Annotated in this window: 21 protein-coding genes; 16 read left to right on the top strand and 5 right to left on the bottom strand. The window is 66.7% G+C overall.

The annotated features are described in order from the left end of the window. Positions 1-103 precede the first annotated feature (103 nt). The 12 genes from ACFPO9_RS12440 to ACFPO9_RS12495 all read left to right on the top strand — a co-directional run bounded on the left by ACFPO9_RS12440 (position 104) and on the right by ACFPO9_RS12495 (position 18,656). Entirely contained in the window at positions 104-1,114 is a 1,011-nt protein-coding gene (locus ACFPO9_RS12440; RefSeq protein ID WP_379771175.1) for a LacI family DNA-binding transcriptional regulator, read from the top strand. A gap of 48 nt (positions 1,115-1,162) precedes the next feature. Continuing rightward, positions 1,163-4,030, top strand: a complete 2,868-nt coding sequence (locus ACFPO9_RS12445) for a TonB-dependent receptor (protein ID WP_379771178.1) — start codon at positions 1,163-1,165, stop codon at positions 4,028-4,030. A 77-nt stretch (positions 4,031-4,107) separates the two neighbouring features. Further along, positions 4,108-5,547 carry a glucoamylase family protein gene (locus ACFPO9_RS12450; RefSeq protein WP_379771181.1) on the top strand — a complete coding sequence of 480 codons (1,440 nt, stop codon included), beginning with the start codon at positions 4,108-4,110 and terminating at the stop codon, positions 5,545-5,547. Further along, complete coding sequence (locus ACFPO9_RS12455) at positions 5,544-6,836, top strand: sugar ABC transporter substrate-binding protein (RefSeq protein ID WP_379771184.1); 1,293 nt, start codon at positions 5,544-5,546, stop codon at positions 6,834-6,836. The genes ACFPO9_RS12450 and ACFPO9_RS12455 overlap by 4 nt, the downstream gene beginning before the upstream one ends. Further along, positions 6,833-7,711: a carbohydrate ABC transporter permease gene (locus tag ACFPO9_RS12460; protein WP_379771186.1), complete on the top strand. Its 879-nt coding sequence runs from the start codon at positions 6,833-6,835 to the stop codon at positions 7,709-7,711. The genes ACFPO9_RS12455 and ACFPO9_RS12460 overlap by 4 nt, the downstream gene beginning before the upstream one ends. Then, positions 7,708-8,538: a carbohydrate ABC transporter permease gene (locus ACFPO9_RS12465; protein ID WP_379771189.1), complete on the top strand. Its 831-nt coding sequence runs from the start codon at positions 7,708-7,710 to the stop codon at positions 8,536-8,538. The genes ACFPO9_RS12460 and ACFPO9_RS12465 overlap by 4 nt, the downstream gene beginning before the upstream one ends. Continuing rightward, on the top strand, positions 8,538-11,705 hold the full coding sequence (locus ACFPO9_RS12470; protein WP_379771191.1) for a discoidin domain-containing protein: 3,168 nt from the start codon (positions 8,538-8,540) through the stop codon (positions 11,703-11,705). Before ACFPO9_RS12465 ends, ACFPO9_RS12470 begins: the two co-directional genes overlap by 1 nt. A 6-nt stretch (positions 11,706-11,711) precedes the next feature. Then, positions 11,712-13,127: a GH1 family beta-glucosidase gene (locus ACFPO9_RS12475; RefSeq protein WP_379771194.1), complete on the top strand. Its 1,416-nt coding sequence runs from the start codon at positions 11,712-11,714 to the stop codon at positions 13,125-13,127. Positions 13,128-13,132: 5 nt separating this feature from the next. Beyond that, a complete protein-coding gene (locus ACFPO9_RS12480; RefSeq protein WP_379771196.1) occupies positions 13,133-14,119 on the top strand; it encodes a questin oxidase family protein in 987 nt (328 codons plus the stop codon). A gap of 78 nt (positions 14,120-14,197) precedes the next feature. Then, entirely contained in the window at positions 14,198-15,766 is a 1,569-nt protein-coding gene (locus tag ACFPO9_RS12485; protein ID WP_379771198.1) for a S41 family peptidase, read from the top strand. A 151-nt stretch (positions 15,767-15,917) separates the two neighbouring features. After that, positions 15,918-17,678: a M14 family metallopeptidase gene (locus tag ACFPO9_RS12490; RefSeq protein ID WP_379771200.1), complete on the top strand. Its 1,761-nt coding sequence runs from the start codon at positions 15,918-15,920 to the stop codon at positions 17,676-17,678. An 84-nt stretch (positions 17,679-17,762) separates the two neighbouring features. Beyond that, the gene (locus tag ACFPO9_RS12495) at positions 17,763-18,656 is read left to right on the top strand and encodes a glycosyltransferase family protein (RefSeq protein ID WP_379771203.1); all 894 of its coding nucleotides are present in this window, start codon (positions 17,763-17,765) and stop codon (positions 18,654-18,656) included. Here ACFPO9_RS12495 and ACFPO9_RS12500 read toward each other — a convergent pair whose 3' ends face one another. After that, on the bottom strand, positions 18,657-19,943 hold the full coding sequence (locus tag ACFPO9_RS12500; protein ID WP_379771205.1) for a sugar MFS transporter: 1,287 nt from the start codon (positions 19,941-19,943) through the stop codon (positions 18,657-18,659). A 146-nt stretch (positions 19,944-20,089) separates the two neighbouring features. Between ACFPO9_RS12500 and ACFPO9_RS12505 the strand changes: the two genes are divergently transcribed. From ACFPO9_RS12505 to ACFPO9_RS12520, 4 genes are all read left to right on the top strand, one after another. Then, positions 20,090-20,551, top strand: coding sequence for a YciI family protein (locus tag ACFPO9_RS12505; RefSeq protein WP_379771207.1), 462 nt, complete (start codon positions 20,090-20,092; stop codon positions 20,549-20,551). A 15-nt stretch (positions 20,552-20,566) separates the two neighbouring features. Continuing rightward, positions 20,567-20,887: a hypothetical protein gene (locus ACFPO9_RS12510; RefSeq protein WP_379771209.1), complete on the top strand. Its 321-nt coding sequence runs from the start codon at positions 20,567-20,569 to the stop codon at positions 20,885-20,887. Beyond that, positions 20,884-21,288: a VOC family protein gene (locus tag ACFPO9_RS12515; protein ID WP_379771210.1), complete on the top strand. Its 405-nt coding sequence runs from the start codon at positions 20,884-20,886 to the stop codon at positions 21,286-21,288. Before ACFPO9_RS12510 ends, ACFPO9_RS12515 begins: the two co-directional genes overlap by 4 nt. A gap of 135 nt (positions 21,289-21,423) precedes the next feature. After that, positions 21,424-21,762 carry a hypothetical protein gene (locus tag ACFPO9_RS12520; RefSeq protein ID WP_379771212.1) on the top strand — a complete coding sequence of 113 codons (339 nt, stop codon included), beginning with the start codon at positions 21,424-21,426 and terminating at the stop codon, positions 21,760-21,762. Here ACFPO9_RS12520 and ACFPO9_RS12525 read toward each other — a convergent pair. Genes ACFPO9_RS12525 through ACFPO9_RS12540 form a run of 4 tightly spaced genes read right to left on the bottom strand, consistent with a single transcriptional unit; the run spans position 21,740 to position 24,357 of the window. Beyond that, positions 21,740-22,234: a SixA phosphatase family protein gene (locus tag ACFPO9_RS12525; RefSeq protein ID WP_379771214.1), complete on the bottom strand. Its 495-nt coding sequence runs from the start codon at positions 22,232-22,234 to the stop codon at positions 21,740-21,742. The two genes, ACFPO9_RS12520 and ACFPO9_RS12525, sit on opposite strands and share 23 nt — an antisense overlap. Before the next feature lie 13 nt (positions 22,235-22,247). Then, a complete protein-coding gene (gene ttcA / locus ACFPO9_RS12530; RefSeq protein WP_379771216.1) occupies positions 22,248-23,153 on the bottom strand; it encodes a tRNA 2-thiocytidine(32) synthetase TtcA in 906 nt (301 codons plus the stop codon). Further along, entirely contained in the window at positions 23,150-23,548 is a 399-nt protein-coding gene (locus tag ACFPO9_RS12535; protein WP_379771218.1) for a dihydroneopterin aldolase, read from the bottom strand. Before ACFPO9_RS12535 ends, ttcA begins: the two co-directional genes overlap by 4 nt. An 11-nt stretch (positions 23,549-23,559) precedes the next feature. Then, the gene (locus ACFPO9_RS12540) at positions 23,560-24,357 is read right to left on the bottom strand and encodes an SDR family oxidoreductase (protein ID WP_379771221.1); all 798 of its coding nucleotides are present in this window, start codon (positions 24,355-24,357) and stop codon (positions 23,560-23,562) included. Between the last annotated feature and the right edge of the window lie 16 nt (positions 24,358-24,373).

Genomic DNA, 24,373 nt, shown 5'->3' on the forward strand with positions numbered 1-24,373 from the left:
AGCAGTGTCTCCCTCTGTGAACATGCACAGAAAAATTATCCAAAAACAAAAATAATACGGTAGAGTATAAAAATGTAACCGTTTACTTGACCTCAATTCAGCTATGGCCGTAACCATCAAGGATGTTGCAAAGGCAGCCAAGGTGTCGGTGGCATCCGTGTCGCGCGCGCTCAACGGCAGCACCAGCATCACCGAAGAAACCCGCAAGCTGGTGCTGGAAACGGCGCGGGCCCTGCGCTACGTGCCGCACAGCGGCGCGCGCAGCCTGTCGACCAGCCGCACCAACACCATCGGCGTGGTGCTGCCCGACCTGTACGGCGAATTCTTCTCGGAGCTGATCCGCGGGATCGACCTGGCGGCGCGGCGCCGCGGCCTGCACCTGCTGGTCTCGAGCTCGCACGGCGACGCCGAGGAGGCGGGGGCGGCGCTGCGCGCGATGAGCGGCCGCGTCGACGGCCTGATCGTGATGTCGCCCCACGTCGACGCCGGCTTCCTGGCGGCCAACCTGCCGGACACCTTGCCGATCGTCCTGCTGAACACCCACGACGCCGGCCACCACTGCTCCTCGCTCAGCATCGACAACTACGGCGGCGCCGCGGCGATGGTGCAGCACCTGGTCGAGACCGGGCACCGCCGCATCCTGATGGTGACCGGCCCCGCCAACAACTTCGAATCGGCCGAGCGCCTGCGCGGTTTTCGCGAAACCCTCGAGCGCCTGGTGCCGGACCACGATCCGAACCAACTCGCGGTGCTGGCCGGCGACTTCAGCGAGGAGTCGGGCTACCGCGCCGGGCACCAGCTGCAGTCGCTCAAGCGCCTGCCGGACGCCGTGTTCGCGGCCAACGACATGATGGCGATCGGCTGCATGTTCGCCCTCAACGAAGCCGGCCTGCGCGTGCCGCGCGACATCGCCGTGGTTGGCTTCGACGACATCCCGACCGCGCGCTTCGTCACGCCGCCGCTCACCACGGTCCGCATCCGCATCTCCGAAATGGGCAGCCGCGCGCTCGAGACCCTCGCCTTCCAGGTCGAGAACCCGGAGAGCACCAAGCTTTCGAACCATGTCCTGCAGACCGAGCTGGTGGTACGCCGCTCGTGTGGCGGGAGAACCTGACCGATCCTCATCGCACACGTAGTCCATAAAAACCAAAAGGAGACAGACATGAGAATGAAAACAGGCGTACGCGAACTGCGCCGGGCGCTACTGGGCCTGTCGGCGGCCGCGGTGCTGGCGGCCGGCACTGCCCACGCGCAGGTGAGCACGGCCACCATCAAGGGCCAGATCACGCAGGGCGGGGCAGCCGCGCCGGCGGCGACCCAGATCGTGGCAACCAACACCGCCACCGGCTACAGCTACCGCACCACCACCGCCGCCGACGGCAGCTATGTGCTGCCTGGCCTGGCGCCGGGCTCGTACACGATCCAGGTGGGCGGCCAGCGTTCCGAGCCGGTCACCCTGAGCATCGGCCAGACCGCGGCGCTCGACCTGGCCGTCGCCGGGGCCGGGCAGGCCGGCGGCGAGGTGCGCCAGGTGGTGATCCGCGGCTCGGCCCAGCGCCGCGACGTGCGCACCTCCGAGGTCGGCACCAGCGTGTCGCGCGCCCAGATCGAGAACCTGCCGCAGGTGAACCGCAACTTCCTGGCCTTTGCCGACCTGGCGCCGGGCGTGCGTTTCGACGTCGAGCAGAAGACCGGCTACGGCACCCTGCAAAGCGGCGCCCAGAACCAGGACAACGTCAACGTCTTCATCGACGGCGTCGGCCAGAAGAACTACATCCTGCGTGGCGGCATGAGTGGCCTGGATGCCTCGCGCGGCAATCCCTTCCCGCAGTCGGCGGTGGCCGAGTACAAGGTGATCACGCAGAACTACAAGGCCGAGTTCGACCAGGTCTCGTCGGCCGCGATCACGGCGGTCACCAAGTCCGGCACCAACGAGTTCCACGGCGACGTGTTCGTCGACCGCACCGGCGCCAACTGGACCGCCTACGATCCCTTCCAGCAGAAGAACCGCGATGCCGGCGTCGACCGCCCGAGCTATACCCAGGCGCAGTACGGCGCCACCCTGGGCGGCCCGATCAAGAAGGACGTGGCCCACTTCTTCCTGGCCTACGAGGGCAAGCACATCGACCAGCCGCGCCAGGTGGTGGCGCAGCGCCAGGACCTGCTGCCGAACGCCGGCATCGTGCCGGATCTGCTGAAGATGGCCGGCGCGGCGACCTCGAAGTTCAAGGAAGACCTGCTGCTGGCCAAGGTCGACGCCCAGATCGACGACGACAACCGCGTCGAACTCAGCACCCGCATCCGCCGCGAGAGCGACCTGGTGCCGGAAGACTTCAAGCTGTCGGTGCCGGGCAACGAGAAGGACCGCAAGAACGACGAGACCCGCTTCGACCTGAAGCACGAATGGAGCCACGGCGACTTCCGCAACGAGGCGCGCCTGGGTTACGAGCAGTTCCGCTGGAACCCGCACGCCAAGCTGGGCACGCCCTACGTGAAATACGTGGTCTCGCCCAGCAACGAGCCGCAGAACACGGTGGACGTGCTGTTCACCGGCGGCTCGCCGGACGCCCAGGACCGCAAGCAGAGCGGCTGGTCGTTCCAGGACGACCTGACCTGGACCGGCCTGGCCGGCCACACGATCAAGGGCGGCCTCAAGATGAAGCGGGTCGACTTCGACCTGTTCGGCACGCCGCGCAGCGTCGACGTGCGCCGCGAGCTGATCGACAACAAGACCGGCACCACCACCGTGATCCAGCTCGATCCGGCGCTGGCGCCGGTGGGCGTGAGCTACGGCGACAACCAGTACGGCCTGTACCTGCAGGACGACTGGCGCGTCAACAGCAAGCTGGAACTGAACCTCGGTGTGCGCTGGGACTACGAGACCAACATGCTGAACAACGGCTACGTGACCCCGCTGGACCGCATCGCCATCTTCGACAAGCAGGATCCGCGCGACGGCGCGCCGGCAGGCCAGACCTATGCGCAGTCGCTCGCCAAGGGCGGCGTCAACATCCGCGATTACTACGCCACCGGCGACCGCAGCCCGTTCAAGCGCGCCTTCCAGCCGCGCGTGGGCTTCTCGTATGACCTGAACGGCGACCAGAGCACCGTCATCTTCGGCGGCCTTGGGCGCGCCTACGACCGCACCATGGCCAACCAGGCGCTCGACGAGCTGCAGCACAACGCCCAGGCCGGCGGCGAGATCTGGATGATCCGGAATAACATGAAGCAGCCCTACACCGACCAGTTCAGCCTGGGCCTGCGCCAGGCGGTGGGCCAGTGGAACACCGAGATCGGCTACATCAACTCGCGCAGCCACGACCAGTTCAACTGGTACGGCGGCAACCGCGATCCGAAGGGCGGCTGGGGGACGCAGAGCCCGATCGATCCGCTGTGGGGCTCGGTGCCGGGCTTCGGCACCCTGATCCTGGGCGACTTCATCAGCCAGGCCAGGACCGAATCGCTGTACCTGAAAGGCGACAAGCCCTTCACCAAGGGCAGCGGCTGGGGGCTCTCCGCCACCTACACCTATTCGCAAGGCGAGACCACCAACAAGGAGTGGACCAACGACATCTTCAACTGGACCTACGGCAAAACCTCGGCCGGCTGGAATCCGTCGAAGAACGTCGAGAAGCACCGCCTGGTGGTGGCCGGCCTGAGCGACCGCCTGCTGCCGTGGGGGATCATGAGCTCCGCCAAGCTGACCTACGGCTCCGGCCTGCCGTTCCGGATTACCGACTGCTCGGCCGGTTGGGACAAGTGCGTCTCGCGGCGCGGCGACGGCGGCCCGTTCCGCCAGGTCGACCTGGCGCTGGCCAAGGATGTCCCGGTCGGCTTCGGCCAGGTCTCGCTGCGCATGGACGTGCTGAACCTGTTCAACACGATCAACTACGGCGGCTACGACGAATGGGGCGGCGGTCCGGGCAACCCGCAGAACTACCTGGGCGGCGACAACAAGAACCTGGGCGTGCCGGGCGGCGTGAGCGGCCCGATGCGCACCGTGAAGTTCACCGCGCGCTACGCGTTCTGAGCTTTCCGGCGGCGGCTGCACAACCCCCTCCGTGCGGCCGCCCGCCGTTTTTTGTCTCTTCTGCCGAGGATTCAGACATGCTTCATCGTTTCACCAGGCTGGCGCTGGCGGCCGGCACCCTGGCGCTGGCTGCGAACGCCGCCGCCCAGACCGCGGCGCCGGCGCCCCAGGTCCCTGCCTTGTACGCCGCGAACGCCGCGCTGCTGGACGACCTGTCCGAGCGCACTTTCCGCTTTTTCTGGGACACCGCCAACCCCGCCAACGGCATCGTGCCCGACCGCTGGCCGACGCCGTCCTTCGGCAGCATCGCGGCGGTCGGCTTCGGTCTGACGGCCTACACGATCGGCGCCGACCGCGGCTACATCACGCGCGCCCAGGCAGCCGAGCGCACCCTCACGACGCTGCGCTTCTTCCGCAACGCGCCGCAGGGTCCGGCCGAGCAGGGCATGTCGGGCCATAAAGGCTTCTTCTACCACTTCCTCGACATGAAGACCGGCGCGCGCAGCTCGAACTGCGAGTTGTCGACGGTCGACACCGCGCTGCTGCTGGGCGGCGTGCTGCACGCGCAATCGTATTTCACCGGCGCCGACGCGCAGGAAGCCGAGATCCGCCGCCTGGCCGACGAGATCTACCAGCGCGTGGACTGGACCTGGGCCGCATCCAGCAGGCCGAATGCGGTAGCCCTGGCCTGGGACCCGAAGACCGGCATGAGCGGCTACGACTGGAAGGGCTACAACGAGGCGATGCTGGTCTACGTGCTGGCCCTCGGCTCGCCGACCCACCCGCTGCCGGCGTCCGCCTGGAAGGACTGGACCAGCACCTACGACCGCAGCTGGGGCAAGGTCTACGGCCAGGAGCACCTGGCCTTCCCGCCGCAGTTCGGCCACCAGTATTCGCACCTGTGGATCGACTTCCGCGGCATCCAGGACGACTACATGCGCAAGCGCGGCATCGACTATTTCGAGAACAGCCGCCGCGCCAGCTATGCGCAGCAGGCTTACGCGGTCGCCAACCCGGAAGCCTGCAAGGGCTACGGCGCGACCATGTGGGGCGTGACCGCCAGCGACGGCCCGGAAGACGTGGTCATCGACGATCACGGCAAGAAGCGCAAGTTCATCAGCTACGCCGGGCGCGGCATGGGCCACTACGACGACTGCACCATGGCGCCGACCGGGGCCGCGGCCTCGATCGCCTTCGCGCCGGAGATCGCGATTCCCGCCATCGCCCACATGCGCAGCCAGTACGGCAAGGAACTCTACGGCAAATACGGCTTCCTCGACGCCTTCAATCCGACCTTCGACTTCGACGTCAAGATCAAGCACGGGCGCCGCGTGCCGGGCTTCGGCTGGGTCGACACCGATTACCTCGGCATCGACCAGGGACCGATCGTCGGCATGATCGCCAACTACCGCGACGACAGCGTGTGGCGCGTCATGCGCACCAATCCCACCATCCGCGCCGGCCTGCTGAAGGCCGGCTTCACGGGCGGCTGGCTGGAAGGGAAGCAGGGCAAGTGAAGCGTGTGACCTACCTGCGCGGATGGCTGGCGGTTGCGGCGGCGTCGATCGCCGTGCTGCTGGCCGCCTGCGCACCCTCCGAAAAAGGAGTGGTTACACTCCGATTCTGGGCCATGGGCCGCGAGGGCGAAGTGGTGCGCGAACTGCTGGCCGACTTCGAGCGCAGCCACCCGGGCATCCGCGTCGATGTCCAGCAGCTGCCGTGGACGGCGGCCCAGGAAAAGCTGCTGACCTCCTTTGCAGGCGACGTCACGCCGGACCTGTGCCAGCTCGGGAACACCTGGATCGCGCAGTTTGCCGCGCTGGGCGCGCTGGCGCCGCTGCAGGACCGCGCCGCACGCTTCAATACGGTGCCGGCATCCGACTACTTCGACGGCATCTGGGCCTCGAACCGCATCGGCGACAAGGTGTACGGCATCCCCTGGTACGTCGATACCCGCGTACTCTTCTACCGCCGCGATTTGCTGGCCAGGGCCGGCTTCGACCAGGCCCCGCGCGATTGGCAGGCCTGGACGCGGGTGCTGGCCGCCCTCAAGCGCCGCAGCCCGGATACCTATGGCGTGCTGCTGCCGCTGAACGAATTCGAACCGCTGCTGGCGCTCGCGCTGCAGCAGGACACGCCGCTGCTGCGCGACGGCGACCGCTACGGCAATTTCCGCAGCCCGGCCTTCCGCCGCACACTGCAGTTTTATATCGACATCTTCCGCCAGGGCTGGGCGCCGCCCGTCTCGAATACCCAGATCTCCAACGTCTGGGACGAATTCGGCAAAGGCTACTTTTCCTTCTACATCACCGGCCCATGGAACATCGGCGAATTCAAACGCCGGCTGCCGGCCGATAAGCAGGACAGCTGGATGACCGCACCGCTGCCGGGACCGAACGGGCCGGGCGCCTCGAGCGCCGGCGGCGCCAGCCTGGTGGTCTTCGAGCATTCGAAGCACAAGGAAGAAGCCTGGGAAGTGATCGAATACCTGTCGCAGCCGGCGGTGCAGCTGCGCTTTTATGCGATGACCGGCAACCTGCCGCCGCGCCGCAGCGCCTGGGCCGATGACCGCCTGGCGCACGACCCGTATGCGGCGGCCTTCCGCGACCAGCTCGAGCGCGCCAAGTCGCCGCCCAAGGTGCCGGAATGGGAACGCATCGCCACCGAGATGCGCCTGGTGACCGAGGCGCTGGTGGCCGGCCAGTTGACTGTCGACCAGGCCGTGGCCGAGCTCGATGCGCGCGCCGACCGCATCCTGGAAAAACGCCGCTGGATGCTGGCGCGCCAGGAGGGAGGCAAGCCATGAATACGCCGCGCGCCGCCTGGCTGCTGGCCGGCCCCGCCCTGGCCGTGATCCTGCTGTTCTTCTTCCTGCCGGTGTGCGCCGCGCTGGCCCTCAGCCTGACGGACTTCGACCTGTACGCGCTGGCCAGCCTGAAGAACCTGCGCTTCGTCGGCCTCGACAACTACCTGCAGCTGCTGCGCACCCCGCTGTTCTGGAAGGCGCTGGCCAACACCTTCATCTTCGTGGCGGCGGGCGTGCCGCTGTCGATCGCCGCTTCGCTGGGCGCGGCGCTGCTGATCAATTCCAGGCTGGCCTGGTTCAAGCCGATGTTCCGCACCGTGTTCTTCGCGCCGGTGGTGACCTCGATGGTGGCGGTGGCCGTGATCTGGCGCTACCTGTACCACACGCGCTACGGCGTCATCAACTATGTGCTGGACAGCCTGGGCCTGCAGCCGCTGGACTGGCTGGGCGACCCGCATTTCGCGATGCCGGCGATTATCCTGTTCGCGGTCTGGAAGAACTTCGGCTACAACATGATCATCTTCCTGGCCGGCCTGCAATGCATCCCGGGCGACTTGTACGAGGCGGCGGAGCTGGACGGCGCGCGGCGCTTCGCCATGCTGCGCCATATCACCCTGCCGGCGCTGGCGCCGACCATGTTCATGGTGAGCCTGCTGACCATGACCGGCTACTTCCAGCTGTTTGCCGAGCCCTATGTGATGACCCAGGGCGGGCCGCTGCAAAGCACGGTCAGCGTGCTGTACTTCATGTACGAGCAGGGCTTCAAATGGTGGAACCTGGGCCGCGCGACCGCGGTGGCCTTCGTGCTGTTCGTGCTGATGTTCGGCGTGACGCTGCTGCAGCTGCGCTTTGCCGGAAGGGGACTGGAAGAATGAGCCTGCGCTCCAATACATGGTCCGCGCGCGGCAGCATCAATGCGCTGCTGGTGGCGGGCGGCATCGCGGCGGTGTTCCCGCTGCTGTGGATGCTGGCGGTGTCCTTCATGGCGCCGGGCGAAGCCAGCCACTTCCCGCCGCCGCTGCTGCCGCGGCAGCCGACCCTGGCCAACTACCGCAGCCTGTTCGCGGACGCCGGCATCGGCCGCTACTTCCTCAACAGCCTGCTGCTGGCGGCTGGCGCGACGCTGCTGTCGTTGGCCTTCAACGTCGGCGCCGGCTATGCCTTCGCCAAGCTGCATTTTCGCGGACGCGAAAAACTGTTCCGCATGCTGCTCGGCGCGCTGGTGATCCCGGGCCAGGTGGCGATGCTGCCGCTGTTTCTGATGCTCAAGCAGATGGGGCTCGTGAACAGCTTCGTCGGCGTGCTGATTCCGTCGGCGGCCAGCATCTTCAGCATCTTCCTGGTGCGCCAGTACGCGCTGACCATCCCCGATGCGCTGCTGGAGGCGGCGCGCCTGGACGGCGCCGGCGAGCTGCGCATCTTCCGTTCGATCGTGCTGCCGCTGCTCGGGCCGATCCTGGTCACGCTGGCGCTGTTCAGCTTCCTGGGCAGCTGGAACGATTTCATGTGGCCGCTGATCGTCCTGACCGACAAGGATTTATATACGCTGCCGGTGGCGCTCGCCTCGCTGTCGAGCGAGCACGTGCAGGACAACGAGATGATGATGGCCGGCTCGGTGCTGACCATCGTGCCGGTGCTGCTGGTCTTTCTCGGTTTGCAGCGCTATTACCTGCAGGGGCTGACGATGGGAAGCGTGAAGTAATGCAGTGCACAAGGATCGCATGCGCGGCGGCGCTGCTGGCGCTGTCGGCCGCGGCGGCGGCGCAGGAGCGGACGCTCGACGATTTCGAACGCGTCAAAGACTGGAAGACCGTGGTGTCGGATGGCGTGAAGGGGACCCTGAGCCAGGCGCCCGGCCACGCCGGACTGGCCTTGCGCATGGACTTCGACCTCGGCGCCAGCGCCGGCTACGTCGCTGCGCGCCGTGCGCTGCCGCTGGATTTCGAGGGCGATTACGAGATCTCGTTCTGGATGCGCGCCGACGCCCCCGTGATCAATTTTGAATTGAAGCTGGTCGACGGCAGCGGCGAAAACGTCTGGTGGGTCAGCCGGCCGAATTTCACGATCGCCAAGGAGTGGCGCAAATATACCTTCAAGAGGCGCCATATCGCGTTTGCCTGGGGGCCGGGCAAGGACCATAGCCTGCGCCATACCGAGCACCTGGAATTCGTGGTCAGCAGCGGCCGCGAGGGCGGTCATGGCCGCATCGAGATCGACGATTTGACGATCCGCCAGTTGCCGCCGGCAGGGCCGCTGCCGGACGCCAAGCTGTCGGCATCGTCGGGCCGGCCGGCGCCGGGCCTGCTGGATGGCGGCGGCGCCTGGGCCAGCACGGCGGCCGGCGAGCAATACCTGGACCTCGACTTTGGCCGCGCACGCGAATTCGGCGGTCTGGTGCTGCACTGGGCGCCGGACGCGCACGCCAGCCGCTACGAGATCCAGTTCTCCGACGACGGCAGCCATTGGCGCACGCTGCGGCGGGTAGACGACGGCGACGGCGGCCGCGATCCCATCCTGCTGACCGAAAGCGACACCCGCTACCTGCGCATCGCCATGCATGGGGGGCCCGGCGCACGTTACGCCCTGGAGCGGGTCGATATCAAGCCGCTGGATTTCGGCGCCACCGCGAACGCCTTCTTCCAGGCGCTGGCCAGGGAGGCCCCGCGCGGCCGCTACCCGCGCGGCATGTCGGGCGAGCAGAGTTACTGGACCGTGCTGGGCGTGGAAGGCGGTGTCGAAACCGGCCTGCTGTCCGAGGACGGCGCCCTGGAAGTGGCGCGCGCCGGTTTCACGGTCGAACCCTTCGTGCTGGAGCAGGGCAGGCTGCGCAGCTGGGCCGACGTCAGGGTCAGCCAGTCGCTGCAGGACGGCTACCTGCCCATCCCCAGCGTCACCTGGCAGGCGGATGGCTGGCAGCTGCGCACCACCGCCTTCGCCCACGGCACGCCGGACCAGGCGCAGCTGGTCTCGCGCTACCAGCTGCGCAACGACAGCGGCGAGACGAAGACCCTGCGCCTGGTGCTCGCGCTGCGCCCCTTCCAGGTCAACCCGCCGATGCAGTTCCTGAATACGCCGCCGGGCGTGAGCAAGATCGGCGCGATCGCCTGGCGCGACGGCCGTTTCGAGGTCGACGGCAACGACGGTAAAAAGACCAGCGTGTTCGCGCTGAACAAACCGGATGCCGCCGGCGTGTCCTCCTTCGATGCGGACGCGATTCCTTCCCGCCTGGCGGGCGAGGGCTGGCGCGCCCGGCGCAGCGTCGAGGACAGCTTCGGCTTCGCTTCCGGCGCGCTGGCCTACGACGTGACGCTGGCGCCGCACGCCAGCGCGGAAGTCGCCTTGCTGACGCCGCTGAGCGGCGAGGCGCCCGCACAAGGCATCACCAGGGACTGGGCCCAGGCCGCCCAGGAAGAAACCGCGGCCCTCTGGCGCAAGCGGCTGAACGAAGTCATCCTGCAGGTGCCGCCCCAGGGCCAGCGCCTGGTCGACACCCTGCGCTCCTCGCTGGCGCACATGCTGATGACGCGTTCCGGTCCCGCGCTGCAGCCGGGCACCCGCTCGTATGCGCGCTCGTGGATCCGCGACGGCGCCATGATGTCCGAGGGGATGCTCAGGCTGGGCAAGGACCAGGTGGCGAAGGATTACGCGCGCTGGTTCGCGCCCTACCAGTTCGCGAACGGGAAGATTCCCTGCTGCGTGGACCGCCGCGGCGCCGATCCGGTGCCGGAAAACGACAGCCAGGGCGAATTCATCTTCATGGCCGCCGAGCTGTGGCGCTACACCCACGACCGCGCGCTGCTGCAGGCGCTGTGGCCGGGCGTGGCCGGCGCGGCAAAGTACATGGAGCAGCAGCGCCAGTCCGAGCGCGGCCCGCGCAAGCGCACGCCGGAACGGAAGCACATGTTCGGCCTGCTGCCGCCCTCGATCAGCCACGAGGGATACTCCGCCAAGCCCATGCACGCCTACTGGGACGATTTCTGGGGCCTGCGCGGCTACCGGGATGCCGCCATGCTGGCGGGCGCGCTCGGCAAGAAGGAGGACGCCGCCAGGCTGAGGAAACAGGGCGGCGAATTCGAACGCGAGCTGCTGGCATCGCTGCGCGCGACGGCGCAAGTCCATCACATCGACTACCTGGCCGGCGCCGCCGACCTCGGCGACTTCGACGCCACCTCGACCACCATCGCGCTCTCGCCCGGCCGCCTGCAGCAGCGCCTGCCGCAGGATCTGCTGCACGCTACCTTCGAGCGCTACTGGCGCGAATTCGTGGAACGCCGCGACGGCGACAAGGCGTGGAAGGACTACACGCCCTACGAGCTGCGCAACGTGGCCGCCTTCGTGCGCCTGGGCTGGCGCGATCGCGCGCATGCACTGCTGGACTTCTTCATGCGCGACCGCCGCCCGGAAGCCTGGAACGGCTGGGCCGAAGTGGTGGGGCGCCTGCCGCGCGAGCCGCGCTTCGTCGGCGACATGCCGCACGGCTGGATCTCGTCCGACTACATCCGCTCGGCGCTCGACCTGTTCGCGTACGAGCGCGATACCGACCGCGCGCTGGTGATCGCCGACGGCATCCCGGTGCGCTGGCTGGCGGGCGAGGGCATCGCCGTCCATCGGCTGCGTACGCCCTACGGCCCGCTCAGCTACGCCATGAAACAGGACGGCGCAAGCGTCACCCTCGACCTCGAAGCCGGATCCGGCCTGCCGCCGGGCGGCATCGTGCTGCGCGAACCGGGCGCCGGCTGGGACCGCGGCCGCAGCACCGTCAACGGCAAGCCGGCACAGTGGAAGAACAAGGAACTGCGCATCCGCACGCTGCCGGCCACGGTCAGGATAGATGCCGCGATCGAACCGAACAACCAACCGACAAAATAAGACACCATGACCCAGACCATCCGCTTCCCCGACGGCTTCCTGTGGGGCGCCTCGACCTCGGCCTACCAGATCGAAGGCTCGCCGCTGGCCGACGGCGCCGGCCCCAGCATCTGGCAGCGCTTCGTCCACACCCCCGGCAACATCCGCGACGGCGACACCGGCGACATCGCCTGCGACCACTACCGCCGCTGGGAACAGGACGTCGAGCTGATGAAGCAGATCGGCCTGCAGGCCTACCGCTTCAGCATCAACTGGGGCCGCGTGCTGCCGCAGGGCCGCGGCGCGGTCAACCAGGCCGGCCTGGACTTCTACGACCGCCTGGTCGACCGCCTGCTGGCGAACGGCATCAAGCCGATGGTGACCCTGTTCCACTGGGACCTGCCGGAAGCGCTGGACAACCAGGGCGGCTGGCTGAACCGCGACATCGCCGACTGGTTCGCCGACTATGCGCGCGTCATGTACGGCAAGCTGGACGACCGCGTGACATCCTGGGCGACGCTGAACGAACCCTGGGTGGTAGCGGACGGCGGCTATTTGCACGGCACCCTGGCGCCGGGCCACCGCAACCGCTTCGAGGCGCCGATCGCCTCGCACAACCTATTGCGCGCGCATGGCGCCGCGGTGAAAGCCTACCGCGAGATGGGCGGCAAGCACGACATCGGCATCGTCGTGAACATCGAGCCGAAATACCCGGCCACGAACAGCCCGGCCGACGTCGACGCCGCCGCGCGCGCCCACGCCTACATGAACGCGCAATACCTCGACCCGGTGTTCCTGGGCCGCTATCCGGAAAAGATCAAGGACGTATACGGCGAAGCCTGGCCCGAGTGGCCGGCCGAGGACTTCGAGCTGATCAAGCAGCCTATCGACTTCGTCGGCGTGAATTACTACACCCGCAGCGTCAACAAGGACGATGCGCTAGCCTATCCGGTGCGCGCGACGCCGCTGCGCCAGACCTCCGCCACCTATACCGAGACCGGCTGGGAAGTGTACGCGCGCGGCCTGACCGACACCCTGACCTGGGTCGCCCAACGCTACGGCAACCCGCCGCTCTACATCACCGAGAACGGCGCCGCCTTCTTCGATCCGCCGGTGGCCGAGGGCGGGCGCATCAACGATCCGCTGCGCGTCGACTACTACCAGAAGCACCTGCGCGCGATCCACGACGCCATCGAAGCCGGGGTCGACATGCGCGGCTACTGCGCCTGGTCGCTGCTGGACAACCTGGAATGGGCGCACGGCTTCTCGAAGCGCTTCGGCCTGGTGCACGTGAACTTCGCGACCCAGGAGCGGACCTTGAAGGACAGCGCCTATTACTATCGGGAGCTCATCGCCAGCAACGGCAAGGTGCTCGAGAGCGTGCCGGCGCGTCCGGCGGTCTGGAACGGGCCTGCAATGTGGACCGAAGAGGCGTATAAATAAGCGGTATGAGCACGATGTCCGACGCCTGCCGTGCGCTGCTGCTGCAGTCGCTCAGCCACGGACCGCTGTACGGCAACCGCCTGGCGAATCACCTGCCGATGGCGCTGCTGGCGCTCGACCGCCTGGGCGCGGACGCCGGGGCGATGCGCCGCTTCGCCGACGGCTATGCGGGCAAGCTGCTGCCCGCCGCGGCGTCCGCCAGCGAGCTCGATCCGCACGACTACCTGGGCAGCAGCGGCGACTATCCGCGCTTCGTCGCTTTTTTCCGCGACCGCATCCGCGAAGCCGGCGTCGACGCCGTGCTGCACGACTGGGTGCCGGTGCTGATGCCGGGCCTGGCGGCGTCCGCCTTCCACGCCTTGATCCGCCTGGCCTATGCCATCGAGGGCGGGCTCGAGGACGAGATCGCCCTGTCGTTGGCCTACTGGGCCAGCGAATACGCGGCCCTGCCGCTGCCGCTGGATCCGGGCGAAGGCACGCTCGAGCAGATCGCGGCGCGCCTGCGCAGCAAGGTGGTGGATCACGTGTTCAAGCCGGGCATCATCATCGACAGGATGATCGAGATCGCCTGGGACCCGGCGCTGGGCGGCCCGCCGGTGCAGCCGGCCGCGGCGCCGGCCTTGCACGAGATCGCGCGCTTCGCCTTGAAGGCCTATGCCGGACGCGAGGATTTCACCCTGCTGCACATCGTCACCGGCTGCCACGCCTTCCGCATCGTCCAGCCCTACGCCAACGACAAGGCGCTGGCGCGGCGCTATCTGTGGCAGGCGGCGCTGGCGGCCTGGCTGACCGTCGTCATCTTGCCGGCGGGCAGGAAGAAGGCGGAGGAGCAGGTGGGGGCGCTCGGCGAGCAGGACATCGCGGCGCGCGCCATCCTGTCCAGCGACGACCACGTCATCAAGCTCTGCCATTCCGCGCTGTGCGAATACCGCGAATACGGCGATCCGGGCTATCTGCGGATCGCAACGCGCAAGCTGAAACTTGACGTGTAGAACATACCCCTTGTCGCGGCGACCCAACTGTTACAGTTGGTTGCAATCGGCGAGGCAAGCGCGTCTATAATCGGGCGCATGACCTCGTCTTATGCACCCCGGCTTGCTGCCACGGCCCTCGCGGCCCTTTTCCTGTTGTCCGCTTGCGGTGGCGGTGGAGGCGGCGCATCCGTAGCCAGCCCGCCGGTGGCCGACACGCCGCCGACGACGCCGACCGTGCCATCGGACCCGACGCCGCCGACCACCCCGACCACCCCGACCACCCCGGCGGACCCGATTCCGGCCGACTACCAGAGCTACGCGAACCTGTGCGCCACGCCGCGCACGGGCCTGGATGCGCAAGGCTTCGCTTTCCCGGACCGCCAGGGCACGCTGCAGGACGAGATGCGCTTCCTGCGCGGCTGGGCCGACCGTAACTATCTCTGGTACGACGAGATCCCGGCCACGCTGCGGATGGCCGATTTCAGCAACACGCTGGACTATTTTGCCGCGCTGAAGACGCCGGCCCTGACCGCGGCCGGCAAGCCCAAGGACCGCTTCCACTTCACCTACACGACGGCCGAGTGGGATGCGCTGACCACCGCCGGCGAGGAAGTCGGCTACGGCCTGACCTGGTCGCGCAACAGCGCCACCGCGCCGCGCACCTGGCTCGCCTCCATCGTCGAACCGGGTTCGCCGGCGGCGGCTGCCGGCCTGCAGCGCGGCGACATGCTGGTGGCCGTCGACGGCACCGACTTCATCAATACCACCAGCACCAGCGGCGTGGCCGCGATCAACGCCGGCCTGTTCCCGGACAACGCGGGCGAGTCGCACCGCCTGACGGTCCAGCGCGCCGGCAGCCGCTTCGACGTGAGCATGGTCTCGCAAGTCGTCGCCGCCGCTTCCGTGAAGAACACCAAGGTGCTCGACACCCCGACCGGCAAGGTCGGCTACCTGACCTTCGACGACCACAACGCGGTGGCCGAGAAGCAGCTGATCGATTCGTTCAACCTGTTCAAGAGCCAGGGCGTGAACGACCTGGTGCTGGACATGCGCTACAACGGCGGCGGCCTGCTGTACATCGCCAGCGAACTGGCCTACATGGTCGCGGGCCCCAGCGCGGCCGGCAAGACCTTCGAGCGCCTGAACTACAACAACAAGTTGCCGGCGGACGCGCCGATTCCCTTCCTCAGCACGGCCTATGGCTTCAGTTCGCCGAACCCGGCCACGCCCGGCATGGCGCTGCCCTGGCTGGGCCTGAAGCGCGTGACCGTGCTGACCACCGCCGGCACCTGCTCGGCCAGCGAAGCCGTGATCAACGGCCTGCGCGGCGTGGACGTCGAAGTGGACGTCATCGGCGGCCAGACCTGCGGCAAGCCCTACGGCTTCACCCCGGTCGACAATTGCGGCACGACCTATTTCTCGATCGAGTTCCAGGGTGTGAACGCGAAGGGCTTCGGCGACTTCGCGGACGGCTTCGCGCCGACCTGCACCGTCGCCGACGACCTCGACCACGCCCTCGGCGACCCGGCCGAGAACCTGCTGGCCGCAGCGCTGAGCTACCGCGCCACCAACACCTGCCCGGCAGCGCCCCGCGCCAGTGCGGCGCGGATGACGCTGGTGCGGCCGGAGGTGAAGGAGATTGCGGTTCTCTCGAAACGCCGCTGATACCGTCATTCCCGCCGCCATCCCGTCGTCCCCGCGAAGGCGGGGATCCAAGTTTGCAAGCGCTATCGAAACGCGTACAACCTGGAGGGAATGACGTGTTACGGTCTATAATTTCCGGATAGTATTTTCCCCAACTCTGCCGGAGCACTAGATGATTCGTTCTGCGTTACTGCTGGCCATGCTGGCCGCCGTTCCCTTGGCCCATGCCGCCCCCGACCTGGTCACCGTCTCGGAACGGTCGGGCTTCACGGCCACCGGCCGCTACGACGAAGTCATCAAGCTCTGCAGCGCCTTCCAGCAGGCGTATCCGAAGCAAGTGAAGTGCTTCCAGTTCGGCGCCACACCGGAAGGCCGGCCGATGCTGGCGCTGGCCGTGACCCGTACCGGCGCCTTCACGCCGGCAGCCGCGAGCAAGAAGAAGCTGCCGGTGACCCTGATCCAGGGCGGCATCCACGCCGGCGAGATCGACGGCAAGGACGCCGGCTTCCTGGCCCTGCGCGAGATGCTCGAAGGGCGCATCGCCCAGGGCGCGCTGGACAAGCAGGTGCTGCTCTTCGTTCCGGTGTTCAACGTCGACGGCCATGAGCGCTTCGCCAAATGGAATCGCCCGAACCAGCGCGGCCCGGTCGAGATGGGCTGGCGCACCACCGCCCAGAACTTCAACCTGAACCGCGACTACGTGAAGGCCGACGCGCCCGAGATGCAGGCCATGCTGGCCCTGGTCAACGCCTGGGATCCGCTGACCTATGTCGACCTCCACGTGACCGACGGCGCCATGTTCCAGCACGACGTCTCGATCCAGGTCGAGCCGGTGAATTCGGGCGATCCGGCATTCCGCAAGGCCGGCCTGGCGCTGCGCAGCAATGTCATCCAGGACATCACCAAGGAGGGCTCCTCGCCGCAGTCCTACTACATGTCCTTCAAGGAAAACGACAACCCGGCCTCGGGCTTCGTCGACAGCGTCTCCGACCCGCGCTTCTCGACCGGCTATTTCCAGCTGCGCAACCGCATGGCCATGCTGGTCGAGACCCATTCGTGGAAGGATTACCCGACCCGCGTGCGCATCACCCATAACGCCATCGTCTCGGTGCTGAACCAGGTGGCGGCGCACGGCAAGGAATGGCAGCAGGCGGCGGCCAGCGCCGACGCCCGCGCCAGCCAGATCGCCGGCCAGCCGGTGGCGCTGACCTATAAAACCACCGACAAGACGACGATGGTCGACTTCAATGGTTATGCCTACACCCGCAGCATGTCCGACGTCTCCGGCATGATGATGACCCACTACGACGAGAGCAAGCCGCAGGTCTGGCACGTGCCGCTGCGCGAAGAAATCGTCGAAGACCTGCGGGTGCAGGCGCCCGGCGCCGGCTACGTGGTGCCGGCGGCGTTCGCGCAGATGGTCGCCACCAAGCTGACCCAGCACGGCATCGTCTATCGCAAACTGGACAAGGCGGTGCCGGATGCGAAGGTCGAGACCTTCCGTGCCGAGAAGGCATCGTTTGCGCCGGTGTCCTTCGAGTCGCACCAGCGCCTGAAGGTCGAGGGTTCCTGGCGCCAGGAGCCGCGCATGCTGGGCAAGGGCGCGCTGTTCGTGCCCATCGCCCAGCCCAAGGCGCGCCTGGTGATGGCGATCTTCGAGCCGCAGGCGCCGGATTCGCTGCTGGCCTGGGGCGAGTTCAACAACGCCTTCGAGCGCAAGGAATACATGGAGGAGTACGTGGCCGAAGACGTCGCCCGCGAGCAGATGGCGAAAGACCCGGCGCTGGCCGCGGAATTCCGCCGCCGCGTCGACACCGACGAAGCCTTCGCCAAGAACCCGCATGCGCGCCTGGAATTCTTCGCGCGCCGCCATGCGTCCTGGGACGAGCGCCTGAACCTGTATCCGGTGATGCGCACCGATACCGCGCTGTAAGCTTCCTGCTGCTTATTTGCTGATCTCGCGCAAAGCTCAACGATTCAGCTGCAACGGCTGACCGCAACGCCGCTCTGATCCTGTATGGACGAGCGGCATAAAACCAGCAAGCATCCGCCGGCCAGCTGCGCCATCGTCTGCCGCCGGCAGCGGCCTGAACAGGTCGAGCGCCTGCTGGCCGGCGTCACCACCGGCAGGCCCGGCCTGCTGGTCTATCTGATCGAGCAGGGCCCGGTCGATTCGCTGCGCGCGCTGGCCGGGCGCTTCGGCGCCCACTACCGCCACCAGCGCCGGAATCCCGGCCACGCCCGCGCCCACAACCTGGCGCTGCGCGAGGCCATCGCCGCCGGCAGCGCCTACCACTTCATCCTGCAGCCGGAAATCCAGATCCCGCTCGACGGCATCGGCAGGCTGCTCGCGTACATGGAGCAGCATCCCGACGTCGGCCTGCTGGCGCCGCGCGTGCACTATCCGGACGGGCGCCTGCGGCCGCTGTGCAAGCTGCTGCCGCATCCGCTCGAACTGCTGGTGCGCCGCTTCTTCCCGCTGCTGCACCGCTCCAGCGGCCGGCTGGCGCGCTACGAGCTGCACGGCAGCGGCTATACGCGGGTGATGGACGTGCCGGCGCTGTCCGGCTGCTTCCTGCTGATGCGGATCGAGGCGGTACAGCGCGTCGGCCTGTTCGACGAGCGCTTTTTCCAGTATTTCGAGGATGTCGACCTGTCGCGCCGGGTGGGCCGCATCGCACGCACGGTGTTCGTGCCGCATGTGGCGGTGGTGCACGAGGAAGGCAGTTCGTACCGCGACTGGACGATGCTGTGGCATCGGCTGGTGTCGGGCGCGCGCTACTTCAACAAATGGGGCTGGCTGCGCGACGAGGAGCGGGCCCGGGTCAATGCCAGGGCGCTGCGCGCCGCCAATCCGGGGCGTGCGGCCCAGCCAGGCGCACGCCCGGCCGGGACCGATGTGAGTCCGTGATCAGCAGTTCTGCAGCGGACGGCGCGCGTACCAGCCGAACACCAGGATCAGCAGGTAGCAGACGGCGGGCACGGCCAGCGACAGGCGCAGGCCGGCCATGTCGGCCGCGAAGCCGGTAATCAGGGGCACGATGGCGCCGCCGACGATGGCCATGCAGATCAGGCCCGAGCCTTCGGCGGTGCGCTCGCCCAGGCCTTCCGAGGCCAGGGTAAAAATGGTCGGGAACATGATGGAATTGACCAGGCCGATGGCCAGCAGCGACCAGCCCGAGACGACGCCGGTCGTGTTGGCCGAAATCAGCAGCAGCAGGGCGGCCAGGCCGCCGGCCACCGCCAGCACCTTGCCCGGCGAGCAGATCCGCAGCACATAGGCGCCCAGGAAGCGGCCGACCATCGCGCCGCCCCAGTACAGGGGCACGTGCTTGCCGGCGGCTTCCGGTCCCAGGCCCAGCACGTCGAGCTGCATCAGGTAGTTGACGATGATCGAACCGACCGCCACTTCCGCGCCGACGTACAGGAAAATGCACAGCGTGCCGAAGGCAAAGCGCGGGCGCTGCAGCAGGCCGAAGGCGTTCAGGATGCTGCCTTCCGGGCTGGTGTGCTCGACCAGCTTGGTGCGGTTGGCCCAGACCATGGCCGCGACGATGGCCAGCGCGATCGCCAGGCCGATGTAGGTGTTGACCACGACCTGGCTTTCGGCCGCGCGGTAAGCCGCCAGCTGGATCGCGTCCAGCGTGGCCTGGTCGACCTTGGCCAGCGAACCGAGGATCAGGATCGCGCCCACATACGGGAAGACGGTGGTGCCGAGCGAATTGAAGGCCTGGGCGAAGGTCAGGCGGCTGCTGGCCGTCTGCGGCGCGCCCAGCATCGAGATCAGCGGATTGGCCACCACCTGCACGATGGTGATGCCGGCCGCCAGCACGAACAGGGCCAGCAGGAAGGCGCCGAACAGGCTCGACGAGGCCGCCGGGATGAACAGCAGGCAGCCCGCCGTCATGGTCAGCAGGCCGACCACGGCGGTGCGCATGTAGCCGATGCGGCGCACGATGCTGGCCGCCGGCAGCGACACGATGAAATAGGCGGCGAAGAAGGCCGACTGCACCAGCATCGCCTGGGCATAGCTGAGGGTGAACAGGTCCTTCAGCTTTGGAATGATGACGTCGTTCAGGCTGGTGATGCCGCCGAAGATGAAGAACAGGGCGAACACGAAGACGCGCAGGCTGGCGACATTCGGATTGGCGGGAGCGGTGCCGGTCTGGGCAGCGCCGGCAGGGTGGCCGATTTGCATGAGAATAGTCCAGGTGGGTTGATGCAGCAGGTAGGAATATTACATGGCTTTCGGTCAAAAACCTGCATTGGCGTATGAAAGCTACAGGTTTCCTTTACGTGGGCGTCATGCTAGCCTGACAACTTGATCATGAGAGGATGACATCCATGCTATTCAAGCGCTTGTTTGTTGCCGCCGCCCTGCTCGGTGCCCTGGGACCCGTGGCCGCGCAGGACAAGCCGGCCGTGCAATACGATGCCGTGCTGGCGAAATCGCTGGGCGCCGACGACATGGGCATGCGCCCGTATGTTCTGGTCATCCTGAAGACCGGGCCGAACAAGATGACCGACAAGGAGGCGCGCAAGAAGATGTTCGAGGGGCATTTCGCCAACATCAAGCGGCTGGCGGGCGAGAAGAAGCTGGTGCTGGCCGGGCCGCTCGATGGCGTCGAGGGCCGGCGCGGGATCTTCGTGTTCAACACCCCGGATATCGAGGAGGCGAAGAAGTTCGTGGCGACCGACCCGGTGATCGTCAATGGCGAGATGGTTGCGGAGTATCACAAGTTCTATGGGTCGGCGGCGCTGATGGCGGTGAACGACATGCACGCGAAGATCGAGAAGCCGCATTGATTCTTTCAGCCGGCCATGAATACCGCTCCACGCATTCAAGTCGAGGTACATTTCAAGCCGACGGCAGCAGGTGGCCGAGCGAGGCCGGCCGCTCTCACGACAGGCGGCTATCGTCCGCACTTCGTTGTCGAACCGGGGCAGATGCTTGGCGTCGTGTTCATTCATGCTGATATCCCCGCTCCACCGCCCGGGGAAACCGCAGTCGCAACGGTCGCCTTGATGTACGAGGGCGTGGATTACTCGGCGCTTGTGCCAGGGGCTGTCTTCGATGTCGTGGAAGGGCGTCAAGTCGTCGCTACGGGCAGGGTATTGCCAGCAGACAAGGAGAAGAAATGACGGTCAAGCGCATGGACAACATCGGCCTTGAGCTCGAAGGCCGCGCGCCGATCGAAGGCGATTGGGCCGACAGCGTCACCGGATTGCAGGATATGCGCGTCGAAATCGCCATGCTGCGCACGCCGGACGGTCACAGCCGGCTCGAACTGTCCCGTTTCCTGGCGCCGGCCGTGGTTGCCGATCACCGCCGCAGCCCGGTGAACGCCCTCGGTTACCTGCGCGTGATGTTTGCCGTGGAAGACATCGACGATACGCTGGCCCGTCTCGAAAAACATGGCGCGGAACTGGTCGGCAAGGTGAGCCAATACGGCAACACCTATCGGCTCTGCTACATCCACGGCCCGGAAGGCATCCTGATCGGGCTGGCCGAAGAGCTCGGGCAGGGCAAAGGGAATCGATGAAGGGACGCAGCGGCAATGGCGGCATTTTCAATCGTCCCGGGGTATTTCATGAACCATAGTAAAATTGCAACGGCACCGCTCAGGTTTGCCGCAGGCGAGCCGACTGGTCCGCCCCTTGCAGGTCCTTGAATAGCCATGATCACTATCACCGCATTGTCCGCTCCGCATGGAACGCAAACAGTCAAAGCAGATTTGACATCGCTCAAGACCATCCGTCGCGATGCCCGAGGCGTGCGCCCAAAGGAAGCGGAACTAGACAGGAAAAAACTGCTTCAGCTTCTGGACAGCATCAAGCCGCCAAAACAGGATGCCTTGTCGGACGAAGCATTCGAATCGATCATCGACGCTTTCTGCACCGCCTGCCCGCACCCAATCCAGGCCAGATGGCTGCTGCTCGACTGCCTCGACCCGCTCAGCGATGGAGAACTGGTCGATCGAGCGCTGACAATGCCTAAGGCGTCCCCAGCAGAATAGTCCGCACCTTCCCATCCGCCTCCGGCAGCAGCTGGTACAGCCGGTCGAACTCATCGTCGGCAATCTCCGTTCCCGGCGCGCCGCCGAACAGTTTCACCAGCTCGGGCAGGGTATTCGAATGCCCGACCACCACCACGGCGCCGCTCAAGCCGCGCACCTTCTCGACCAGCGCCAGGGGCGCCAGCGCATCGTAGAGTTGCACGTTCAAACCGGTCCGCCGAGCCAGCGGCGCCGCGGTCTGCTGGGTGCGCAGCGTCTTGGTGCTGAAGATGGCCGTGATGCCGGCGCGGTGCAGGATCGCCGCGACGTGGCGGGCGCGCTCCTGCCCGCGCGGGCTCAGTTCCGGATCCGGTCCCGCCAGCTTCTCGCCGTGGCGCACCAGGTAGATGGCGCTCGGTTCCGCCGCCGCCAGGCCCGGCAGCAGGGAGAGGGCGGCAAGCGCGGCGCACAGCAGGCGGCGGAACGTGGTCATCGATGGCTTCCTTTTAAACAGGCTGCAGCGGAATGGTGCCGGCGGAAGGCGTCGAGCACGGTTCTTCGTCGAAGGCGATGTCGCCGTTCGGGTTGGCGATGCCGTCGGTCTTGAGGTCAACGAAGCCGAACATGTCCCTGTCCATCAGGTGCGAGGGCACGACCGTGCTCAGGGACGAGAAGATGTTCTCGACGCGGCCCGGATGCTTCTTTTCCCAGTCGCGCAGCATGGCCTTGATCTGCTTGCGCTGCAGGTTTTCCTGGGACCCGCACAGGTCGCACGGGATGATCGGGAAGCCTTTGACTTCCGCATAGCGTTCCGTATCCGCTTCCTTCACGTAGGCCAGCGGGCGGATCACCATGTGCTTGCCATCGTCGGAGACCAGCTTGGCCGGCATGCCCTTGATCTTCGCGCCGAAGAACATGTTCAGGAAGAAGGTCTCGAGGATGTCGTCGCGGTGGTGGCCGAGGGCGATCTTGTTGCAGCCGAGCTCATCGGCCACGCGGTACAGGATGCCGCGCCGCAGGCGCGAGCACAGCGAGCAGGTGGTCTTGCCTTCGGGGATCAGGCGCTTGACGATGCTGTAGGTGTCCTGGTTCTCGATGTGGTACGGCACGCCCAGTTTGTCCAGGTAGGCCGGCAGCACCTCGGCCGGGAAGTTCGGCTGTTTCTGGTCGAGGTTGACGGCGACCAGTTCGAACTTGACCGGCGCACGCTCGCGCAGCGTCATCAGGATGTCGAGCAGGGCGTAGCTGTCCTTGCCGCCGGACAGGCAGACCATGATCTTGTCGCCATCCTCGATCATGTTGAAATCGCCGATGGCCTGGCCGACCTGGCGGCACAGGCGTTTATGGAGCTTGTTGTTTTCGTAGGCTTGCTTCTCGGCCTGCTTGTCGGCCACTTCCAACACTGCACTCATGCTTGATCCTTGATCTGGAATACTTCGACGCCGACGCCTTCGCAGTCGGGATAGACGTCCGGTTTCATCGTCGACACGCCGGCGGCGCGCACGCGCGGGTGGGCCAGCATGGCCTGGACCACGTCGTCGCACAGGGTTTCCTGCAGGTGCACGTGGCCCTGGGCGATGCGTTTGGCGATGGTTTCGCGCATGAAGTCGTAGTCGACCACTTCGTGCAGCTGGTCTTCCTTCGGCGTCGACATGGCCAGCGGGATGTACAGCTCGACATTGATCAGGACGCGTTGCTCGCCCTTCTTCTCGAAGTCATGCACGCCGATGTTGATCATGACTTCGTAATTGCGCAGGAACAGGCGACGGCAATCGCGCAGCTGCGGGTGGGACAGGGCGGACAACATAGTGAAACCTTTTATTTAGTTAAAAACATCACATCGCGCTGGAGCGGCACCAGGTGCTGGCCGCCGTCGACCAGCAGGGTGGCGCCGGTCAGGGCGCGTGCATTCGCCGCGTAGCAGACGGCGTCGACGATGTCCTGCGGGGTCGACGAGCGCCCCAGCGGCGTGACGGCATGGGCCTGCGCGAAGCCGTCCTCGGTCTGGTCGCCGGACACCATCGTGATGCCGGGAGCGACGCCGACCACGCGCAGCTTCGGCGCCAGGGCCTGGGCCAGCATCGTCGTCGCCGTCAACAGAGCCGATTTGGACAGCGTGTACGACAAAAAATCCGGGTTGAGATTGTACAGTTTCTGGTCGAGCAGGTTGACCACCACCGCCTGGCCGCCTTCCGGTACCAGGGCGTGCAGTTCCTGCGCCAGCAGCAGGGGTGCGGCCAGATTGCACTGCATATGGGCCGCCAGCAGGCTGGGCGAGAAGTCTGCAGGCTTGTCGTATTCGAACAACGAAGCGTTGTTGACGATGCAATCCAGGCCGCCCAGCAGGTGGACTGTTTCACGCGGCAAGGCGCGCACGGCATGTTCGTCGGCCAGGTCGGCGTGCAGGGCCACGGCGCGCCGGCCGAGCGCGCGGATCGCGTGCACGGCCTCCTCGGCCTCGGCTTGCGAGGCGCGGTAGTGGACGGCGATGTCCCAGCCGGCGCGGGCCATGCCGAGCGCGATTTCGCGCCCGATGCGACGCCCGGCGCCCGTCACCAGGGCCACGCGGGCACGGCCGGCGTGTGCGGGAAGATCCTTGGAAGCGGTGTCTGTCATGTTCTGCTTGATATGT

The sequence above is a fragment of the Massilia aerilata genome, assembly GCF_042656905.1.
GTDB lineage: Bacteria > Pseudomonadota > Gammaproteobacteria > Burkholderiales > Burkholderiaceae_D > Telluria > Telluria aerilata.

What these genes read in the sequence shown, in the direction of transcription:
- ttcA (WP_379771216.1), bottom strand. Translation starts at nt 23,153, where the DNA reads ATGAGTGCAGTGTTGGAAGTGGCCGACAAGCAGGCCGAGAAGCAAGCC.
- ACFPO9_RS12460 (WP_379771186.1), top strand. Translation starts at nt 6,833, where the DNA reads ATGAATACGCCGCGCGCCGCCTGGCTGCTGGCCGGCCCCGCCCTGGCC.
- ACFPO9_RS12500 (WP_379771205.1), bottom strand. Translation starts at nt 19,943, where the DNA reads ATGCAAATCGGCCACCCTGCCGGCGCTGCCCAGACCGGCACCGCTCCC.
- ACFPO9_RS12475 (WP_379771194.1), top strand. Translation starts at nt 11,712, where the DNA reads ATGACCCAGACCATCCGCTTCCCCGACGGCTTCCTGTGGGGCGCCTCG.
- ACFPO9_RS12515 (WP_379771210.1), top strand. Translation starts at nt 20,884, where the DNA reads ATGACGGTCAAGCGCATGGACAACATCGGCCTTGAGCTCGAAGGCCGC.
- ACFPO9_RS12445 (WP_379771178.1), top strand. Translation starts at nt 1,163, where the DNA reads ATGAGAATGAAAACAGGCGTACGCGAACTGCGCCGGGCGCTACTGGGC.
- ACFPO9_RS12540 (WP_379771221.1), bottom strand. Translation starts at nt 24,357, where the DNA reads ATGACAGACACCGCTTCCAAGGATCTTCCCGCACACGCCGGCCGTGCC.
- ACFPO9_RS12495 (WP_379771203.1), top strand. Translation starts at nt 17,763, where the DNA reads ATGGACGAGCGGCATAAAACCAGCAAGCATCCGCCGGCCAGCTGCGCC.
- ACFPO9_RS12465 (WP_379771189.1), top strand. Translation starts at nt 7,708, where the DNA reads ATGAGCCTGCGCTCCAATACATGGTCCGCGCGCGGCAGCATCAATGCG.
- ACFPO9_RS12490 (WP_379771200.1), top strand. Translation starts at nt 15,918, where the DNA reads ATGATTCGTTCTGCGTTACTGCTGGCCATGCTGGCCGCCGTTCCCTTG.
- ACFPO9_RS12450 (WP_379771181.1), top strand. Translation starts at nt 4,108, where the DNA reads ATGCTTCATCGTTTCACCAGGCTGGCGCTGGCGGCCGGCACCCTGGCG.
- ACFPO9_RS12480 (WP_379771196.1), top strand. Translation starts at nt 13,133, where the DNA reads ATGAGCACGATGTCCGACGCCTGCCGTGCGCTGCTGCTGCAGTCGCTC.
- ACFPO9_RS12510 (WP_379771209.1), top strand. Translation starts at nt 20,567, where the DNA reads ATGAATACCGCTCCACGCATTCAAGTCGAGGTACATTTCAAGCCGACG.
- ACFPO9_RS12535 (WP_379771218.1), bottom strand. Translation starts at nt 23,548, where the DNA reads ATGTTGTCCGCCCTGTCCCACCCGCAGCTGCGCGATTGCCGTCGCCTG.
- ACFPO9_RS12485 (WP_379771198.1), top strand. Translation starts at nt 14,198, where the DNA reads ATGACCTCGTCTTATGCACCCCGGCTTGCTGCCACGGCCCTCGCGGCC.
- ACFPO9_RS12470 (WP_379771191.1), top strand. Translation starts at nt 8,538, where the DNA reads ATGCAGTGCACAAGGATCGCATGCGCGGCGGCGCTGCTGGCGCTGTCG.
- ACFPO9_RS12505 (WP_379771207.1), top strand. Translation starts at nt 20,090, where the DNA reads ATGCTATTCAAGCGCTTGTTTGTTGCCGCCGCCCTGCTCGGTGCCCTG.
- ACFPO9_RS12520 (WP_379771212.1), top strand. Translation starts at nt 21,424, where the DNA reads ATGATCACTATCACCGCATTGTCCGCTCCGCATGGAACGCAAACAGTC.
- ACFPO9_RS12440 (WP_379771175.1), top strand. Translation starts at nt 104, where the DNA reads ATGGCCGTAACCATCAAGGATGTTGCAAAGGCAGCCAAGGTGTCGGTG.
- ACFPO9_RS12525 (WP_379771214.1), bottom strand. Translation starts at nt 22,234, where the DNA reads ATGACCACGTTCCGCCGCCTGCTGTGCGCCGCGCTTGCCGCCCTCTCC.